General features: G+C 71.4%; 4 protein-coding genes and 2 pseudogenes. 5 read left to right on the top strand and 1 reads right to left on the bottom strand.

Going from position 1 to position 6,396, the window contains the following annotated elements:
- The 4 genes and pseudogenes from AC2W7M_RS17775 to pap form a co-directional block, all read left to right on the top strand.
- Window positions 1-595 (top strand): J domain-containing protein (locus tag AC2W7M_RS17775; protein ID WP_486133694.1); only part of this gene is annotated, 595 nt, incomplete at its 5' end.
- Between the two features lie 101 nt (window positions 596-696).
- Window positions 697-2,190 carry a CHAP domain-containing protein gene (locus AC2W7M_RS17770; protein WP_486133692.1) on the top strand — a complete coding sequence of 498 codons (1,494 nt, stop codon included), beginning with the start codon at window positions 697-699 and terminating at the stop codon, window positions 2,188-2,190.
- 327 nt (window positions 2,191-2,517) lie between these two features.
- Window positions 2,518-2,969: pseudogene (locus tag AC2W7M_RS17765) on the top strand (MaoC family dehydratase).
- Between the two features lie 44 nt (window positions 2,970-3,013).
- Window positions 3,014-4,507 (top strand): polyphosphate:AMP phosphotransferase, encoded by a 1,494-nt coding sequence (gene pap, locus AC2W7M_RS17760; RefSeq protein ID WP_486133690.1) that lies wholly within the window; start codon window positions 3,014-3,016, stop codon window positions 4,505-4,507.
- Between the two features lie 22 nt (window positions 4,508-4,529).
- Here pap and AC2W7M_RS17755 read toward each other — a convergent pair whose 3' ends face one another.
- On the bottom strand, window positions 4,530-5,300 hold the full coding sequence (locus AC2W7M_RS17755) for an SDR family NAD(P)-dependent oxidoreductase (protein WP_486133688.1): 771 nt from the start codon (window positions 5,298-5,300) through the stop codon (window positions 4,530-4,532).
- A gap of 161 nt (window positions 5,301-5,461) precedes the next feature.
- Here AC2W7M_RS17755 and AC2W7M_RS17750 point away from each other — a divergent pair.
- Window positions 5,462-6,380 (top strand): annotated as a pseudogene (locus tag AC2W7M_RS17750) (AraC family transcriptional regulator).
- The last annotated feature ends 16 nt before the right edge of the window (window positions 6,381-6,396 follow it).

Here is a 6,396-nt window from a genome sequence, read left to right as displayed (position 1 = left end):
CCAGGCCGGCGCCGGCTTCGAGGACCTCGGCGACATCTTCGGCTTCGGCCGCCAGCGCCGCTCCGCGGGCGCGGCTTCGCGCCCCAGCCGGGGGCGGACATGGAGATTTTCGCTGCCCGTGAGCTTCGAGGAGGCGACCGAAGGCGCCTCCAAGCGCGTCGGCCTGCCGAACGGCAAGCAGATCGACATCAAGATCGCCCCCGGCACCCGGGAGGGCCATCGCATGCGCCTGAAGGGGCAGGGCGAGCCGAGCCCCATGGGCGGTCCGCCGGGCGACGCCTACGTGACCATCGCCTATGCGCCGCACCCGACCTTCGAGCGCGACGGCGACGATCTGCGCCAGCTGGTGGATGTGCCGCTCCCCGACGCTGTGCTCGGCGCCAAGGTGCGCGTGCCGATGCTCGCCGGCGCGGTGGACCTCTCGGTGCCGGCCTGGACCTCGGGCGGGCGGCTCTTCCGCCTGCGCGGCAAGGGCCTGCCCAACGCCACCGGCGGCCACGGCGACATGCTGGTGCGGGTCAACGTGGTGCTGCCCAAGGAGAAGGACGCCGAGCTGGAGGCCCTGATGCGCAAGCTGAAGGGCGACGAGGGGTGACTTCCCATAAGGGTGTATGCTTCGATTAAGCAATTATAGATTGCAAATCGGCCTGATCCGTGGAATCGCTGACGCTCGGATATCGTTCCGAGGGCAGCGCCATGGCGGTCGCGTTCGATTCCCGGCTTCAGGAAGAATATGCCGCGCTGTTCGCCGCGCTCGTGGTCAATCCGAGCCGCCGCGAGGAAGTGGAGCGCCTCGTCGCCCGCGCCCTGTTGCCCGCCAACCGCGCGCGCTATGAAGCGGTGGAGGCGGCCAGCGGCGTACCGTGGTTCGTGGTGGCGCTGATCCACAATCTGGAGGCTTCCGGCTCGTTCCGCTGCCACCTGCACAATGGCGACCCGCTGACCGCCCGCACGGTGCGCGTGCCGCCGGGCCTTCCCAAGGCGGCGCCCGCCGCCGGCGATGCCTACAGCTGGGAGGAGAGCGCCGCCGACGCGCTGGCATTCGACCGCCTGGACCGGTGGACCGACTGGACCGTGCCCGGCATCGCCTTCGCCCTGGAGCGCTACAACGGCTTTGGCTATCGCCGCCGCTACCCGCACGTGAAGAGCCCCTATCTGTGGAGCTTCTCCAATGCCTACACGCGCGGCAAGTTTATCGCCGACGGGGTGTTCTCGCCCGACGCGGTGAGCCAGCAGTGCGGCGCCATGACCCTGCTCTCGGCGCTTCTGGAGGAGGAGCCCGAGGTCGCCGCGCGCCTCGGCTTCACGCCGCCGCCCGTGCCCGACGAGGTCGCCCGGCCGACGCCGCATGTCGCCGGCGACGGCAGCGCCGCGGACTTTCCCGTCGATCCGCCCCGCTTTCCCGGCAAATATCTTCTGCCCGGCAGCCGGGAAAAGGCCGCCATCCGCAAGGTGCAGGAGCGTCTGGCGCAGATGGGCGCTTCGCCCGGCGCGCCGAGCGGCGCCTTCGACACGCCCACCCATTTCGCGTTGCAGCTGTTCCAGTCGCGCTCGGTGGACCTCGAAGGCGTGCCGCTGGAGATCGACGGCATCGTCGGCCCCAAGACCTGGGGCGCGCTGTTCGGCCCGCTCTCCATCGACAGCGAGTGGGTGAAGCCCACCATCCGGGTGCGCAAGCGCGAGCAGGACCTTGCCTCGGCGGTGATCGAGATCGCCCAAAGCCAGATCGACGTGCGCGAGGTGCCCCCCGGCAGCAATCGCGGGCCGCAGGTGGAGGGCTTTCTGCGCAGCGTCAAACTCACGGGCGGCCACCCCTGGTGCATGGCCTTCGTTTACTGGTGCTTCGCCGAGGCGGCGGCGGCGCTCAAGGTGCCGAACCGCGTGCCCGTCACCGGGCATGTGCGCGACGCCTGGCGGCAGGCCGGCAAGATCGCGTCCGGGGTGCGCATCGTCACCGCGCAGGCGGCTGCGGACGACCCCTCGCTGGTGACGCCGGGCATGGTGTTCTTCCTCGGCTTCGACGGCGACACCGGCCATGCGGGCATCGTCACCGGAAACGTCAACGGCCTGCTCTCCACCATCGAGGGCAACACCAATGACGGCGGCTCCCGAGAGGGCATCGGCGTGTTCCGCCGCGTCGGCCGCAAGGTCACCGGCGACAAGGTGCTGGGCTTCGCCGCGTTCGGGTGAGGGGCGGGGCGCCTGCGGCAGGTCATGTCGCCTGCGGCAAAGTCTTAGCGCTGGGTCCCGGCTCTCCTTTCGCGGCGCCGTGCGCCGCTCCAGTCGGCCGGGACGCGAGGGCGGCGGCCGATCCCGCGCGGGGCGTCGGCACAGCCGGCGCCCGTTCCCCAGCCCAGCGACGGCGCAGCCGGAGCGCCGAGCCGGGGTCCAGGGGAAAGTTCCGCGCAGCGGACAATCGCCGCTTTGCAACCGCTAGCCTCCTCCCTTCCTCTCGCTTCCCTCTCGCGCGCGCCCGCACTACTCTGCGCGGCCCTTGGTCCGGAGGAGCCGCGCGTCATGTTTTTGGAACTGCAGAACCTTTATTTCGAGGACCTCGCGGTCGGCCGCGCCGAGCGCATCTCGAAGACCGTCTCCTCCTCCGACATCGTCGGCTTCGCCGAGCTGACGGGAGACCGCAACCCGATCCACCTGTCGCAGCACTTCGCGGCCAAGACGCCGTTCGGCGGGCGCATCGCCCATGGCCTCTACACGGCGAGCCTGATCTCCGCCGTGCTCGGCACCCGCCTGCCCGGGCCGGGCGCCATCTACATCTCCCAGACCCTCAATTTCCGCGCGCGGTGCGCATCGACGACACCGTGGACGTGGAGGTGAAGGTGCTGGAGCTGATCCCCGAGAAGTTCCGCGCCCGGCTCTCCTGCGTCTGCCGGGTGGGCGAGGAGGTGGTGCTGGACGGCGAGGCGCTGGTGAAGGTGCCGTCCTCCGGCGTGCAGAAGGTGGCCTCGGCCTGAGCGGCGGGGCGGCAACGCCGGCCGCGGCCGGCACAGGAGGTGCCATGTTCGAGTCCGCCAAGTTCGAGCACAGGCTCGACAAGGCCACCTTCAAGACGCTGGAGCCGGCGCTCAGGGAAGACCTGCTGAATGCCCAGTTCCAGCTGATCGACCAGAAGCGCCGCTCGCTGCTGGTGCTGATCCACGGGCCGGACGGCGCCGGCAAGGGGGCGGTGCTGAACCGCCTCTACGGCTGGCTCGACGCCCGCAAGCTCCGGACACTGACCTACGACGCCCCCACCACCAACGCGCTCACCCATCCGCCGGCCTGGCAGTATTGGCGCGATCTGCCGGGATACGGCGAGATCGGCATCATGCTGGGCTCGTGGTACCAGACCGCGCTCGTGGACCGGGCGCTGGGCAAGCTCGGCCGCTCCGCCTTCACCGCCGCGCTGGAGGACATCCGCCGCTACGAGGCCATGCTCGACGCGGAGGGCGTGAGCATCCTCAAGCTGTGGCTCTATCTCGGCGCCGACGAGGCACAGGCCCGCCTCAAGGCGCTGGACAAGGGCCACTATTCGCGCCCGGTGGTGCGCCAGTGGACCGAGGTGGACACGCCGAAGGAGCGCGAGCGCCTGTGGGATGCGGCCGAGGAGGTGGTGCGCCTGACCTCGACGCCCGCCGCGCCCTGGCACGTGGTGCCGGCGGTGGACGGCGAGTATCGCGACGCCATGGCCGGCACTGTCCTGCTGGACATGCTGCGCGCCATGGACGCCGCGCCCGCCCCGGCGCCCAGCCCGCTGCCGGCCAACCCCGCGGAGGTGCCGCACGGCTTGCCGCACTTCTCCATCCTCTCCACCCTCGACCTCTCCAAGGCGCTGGACGAGAAGACCTATCGCGAGGCGCTGGACGCGGCGCAGCACCGCATCACCCGCCTGACCACCGCGCCGGCATTCGAGAAGCGCGGCCTGGTGGTGGTGTTCGAGGGGAGCGACGCGGCCGGCAAGAGTTCCGCCATCATGCGCCTGCGCCATGCGCTCGACCCGCGCCGCTTCCGCGTCCATCCGGTCGCCGCGCCCACCGACGACGAGCGCGCGCGGCCCTATCTGTGGCGCTTCTGGCGGCGCGTTCCGGCGCTCGGCCACACCGCCATCTTCGACCGCTCGTGGTACGGGCGGGTGCTGGTGGAGCGCGTCGAAGGCTTCTGCTCGCCCGCCGACTGGGGCCGCGCCTATGGCGAGATCAACGATTTCGAGGAGCAGCTGACGCGCGCCGGCTATATCGTCGTGAAGTTCTGGCTCGCCATCAGCCAGGAGGAGCAGGCGCGCCGCTTCGAGGCGCGCGAGACGGTCGCCTACAAGCGCTTCAAGCTGACGCCCGAGGACTGGCGCAACCGCGAGAAGTGGCCGCTCTACGAGGCCGCCGTGACCGAGATGGTGGACCGCACCTCCACCACCGCCGCGCCCTGGACGCTGGTGGAGGCCGAGGACAAGCTCTATGCCCGCGTGAAGGTGGCGAAGACGGTCGCCGACCGCCTGGAGGCGGCGCTCGGCCGCTGAGGCCGGGCACCGCCTCGGGGCATCAGAGGCCCTGGCCGCCGGACACCTCGATGCGCTGGGCGTTCACCCAGCGATTCTCCGGGCCGAGCAGTGCCGCGATCATCGGCCCGATGTCGTCCGCCACGCCGACGCGGCCGAGCGCGGTGATGGCGGCGAGATGGTCGGCGATCTCCGCATTGTCGCGCACCGCCCCGCCGCCGAAATCGGTGGCGATGGCGCCCGGCGCCACCGTGTTGACGGCGATGCCGCGCGGCCCCAGCTCCTTGGCGAGGTAGCGGGTGAGCACCTCCACCGCGCCCTTCATGGCCGCATAGGCGCTGTAGCCGGGATAGCAGAAGCGCGTGAGCCCGGACGAGATGTTGACGATGCGCCCGCCGTCCGCGATCAGCGGCAGCAGCGCCTGGGTGAGGAAGAACACGCCCTTCAGGTGCACGTCCACCAGCCGGTCGAACGTCGCTTCCTCGGTCGCGCCGAGCGGGGTGAAGTCGCCGTGGCCGGCATTGTTCACGAGGTGGTCGAAGGTCGCCCGGCCGAAGGTCTCGCCGAGCGTCGCCTTCAGCGCCGCCGCGAAGTCGGCGAAGCCGGCGATGGCGCCGGTGTCGAGCTTCAGCGCCGCCGCCTTGCGGCCCATGGCGGCGATCTCGGCCACCACCTCCTGCGCCGCGTCGGCCCGGCTGTGATAGGTGATGATCACGTCGCCCCCCTTGCGGGCGACGGCGAGGGCGGTGTTGCGGCCGAGGCCGCGGCTGCCGCCGGTGATGAGGGTGATCTTGGGGGAAGTGGCCGAGGTCATTGCCGGTCTCCGGTGCGGGTGTTCCGATGCGGTGGTTATGCCTCCGGCCGCGCCCGTCCTGTTGTCGGAACCTCGCGATTGCTTGCCTGATTCTCCGGCAGGCGTGCACGGCGCTGGCGCGGCAGGTGCGCGCGCCGGCGCGCCGCGCTAGTCTTGGCGCCATGACCAGCCTGCTCGAAGCCGTCCGCGCCCACGCCGTCGCCCATGCCGTCGCCCGTGCCGGCGCCGCGGGCGTCGCGACCACCCCGATTCCGGGGCTGATGACGCTCACCGCGCTCGCCCCGACCGAGATCGCGCACGACATCCTGCGCCCGCTGGTGTGCCTGGTGGTCCAGGGCGGCAAGCACGTCACCCAGGGCGGCCAGAGCTTTGCCTTTTCCGCCGGGGACAGCCTCATCATTACCGCCGACGTCCCGGTGGCGAGCCGCATCACCGAGGCGAGCCCGGCGCGGCCCTATTACTCGCTCGTGCTGGAGCTGGACCTCGGCCTGATCACCGAGCTCAGCGCGGAGATGGCGGCGGTGCGCATCGCCGATTCCGCGCCGGTGCGCGCCGAGCCCACCGACGCCGAGGTGAGCGAGGCGGCGCTGCGCCTGCTGCGCTTGCTCGATCGTCCGCAGGCTGTGCCGGTGCTGCGGGACCAGTTGATGCGCGAGATGCATTATTGGCTGCTGGCGGGGCGACATGGGCCGGCGATCCGCCGGCTCGGCTGGCCGGACGGCCACGCCCAGCGCGTGGCGCGGGCGGTGGCGATCCTGCGCGCCGAGTTCGCCCGCCCGGTGCCGGTGGCGCGCCTCGCTGCCGCGGCGGGCATGAGCCTGTCCACCTTCCACCAGCATTTCCGCGCCGTGACCACGCTCTCGCCGCTCCAGTTCCAGAAGCAGCTCCGCCTCATCGAGGCGCGGCGGCTGATGCTCCAGGACGGCGCCAGCGCCGCCAGCGCCGGCGTTCGCGGTGGGCTATGAGAGCGTGCCCCAGTTCACGCGCGAATATGGCCGCATGTTCGGCCTGTCGCCGGCGCGGGACGTGAGGGCGGCGCGGGACAAAGGCGGGGCGGACGCGTCGCGGGCGGTGGCCTGAGGGTCGGCCCCGCGGG

Source organism: Xanthobacter sp. BG11Y11_SDJG (assembly GCF_057364445.1).
Note: the sequence above shows the minus strand (reverse complement) of the source record. Positions and strands in the feature narration are given on the sequence as shown.

What these genes read in the sequence shown, in the direction of transcription:
- AC2W7M_RS17770 (WP_486133692.1), top strand. Translation starts at nt 697, where the DNA reads ATGGCGGTCGCGTTCGATTCCCGGCTTCAGGAAGAATATGCCGCGCTG.
- AC2W7M_RS17755 (WP_486133688.1), bottom strand. Translation starts at nt 5,300, where the DNA reads ATGACCTCGGCCACTTCCCCCAAGATCACCCTCATCACCGGCGGCAGC.
- pap (WP_486133690.1), top strand. Translation starts at nt 3,014, where the DNA reads ATGTTCGAGTCCGCCAAGTTCGAGCACAGGCTCGACAAGGCCACCTTC.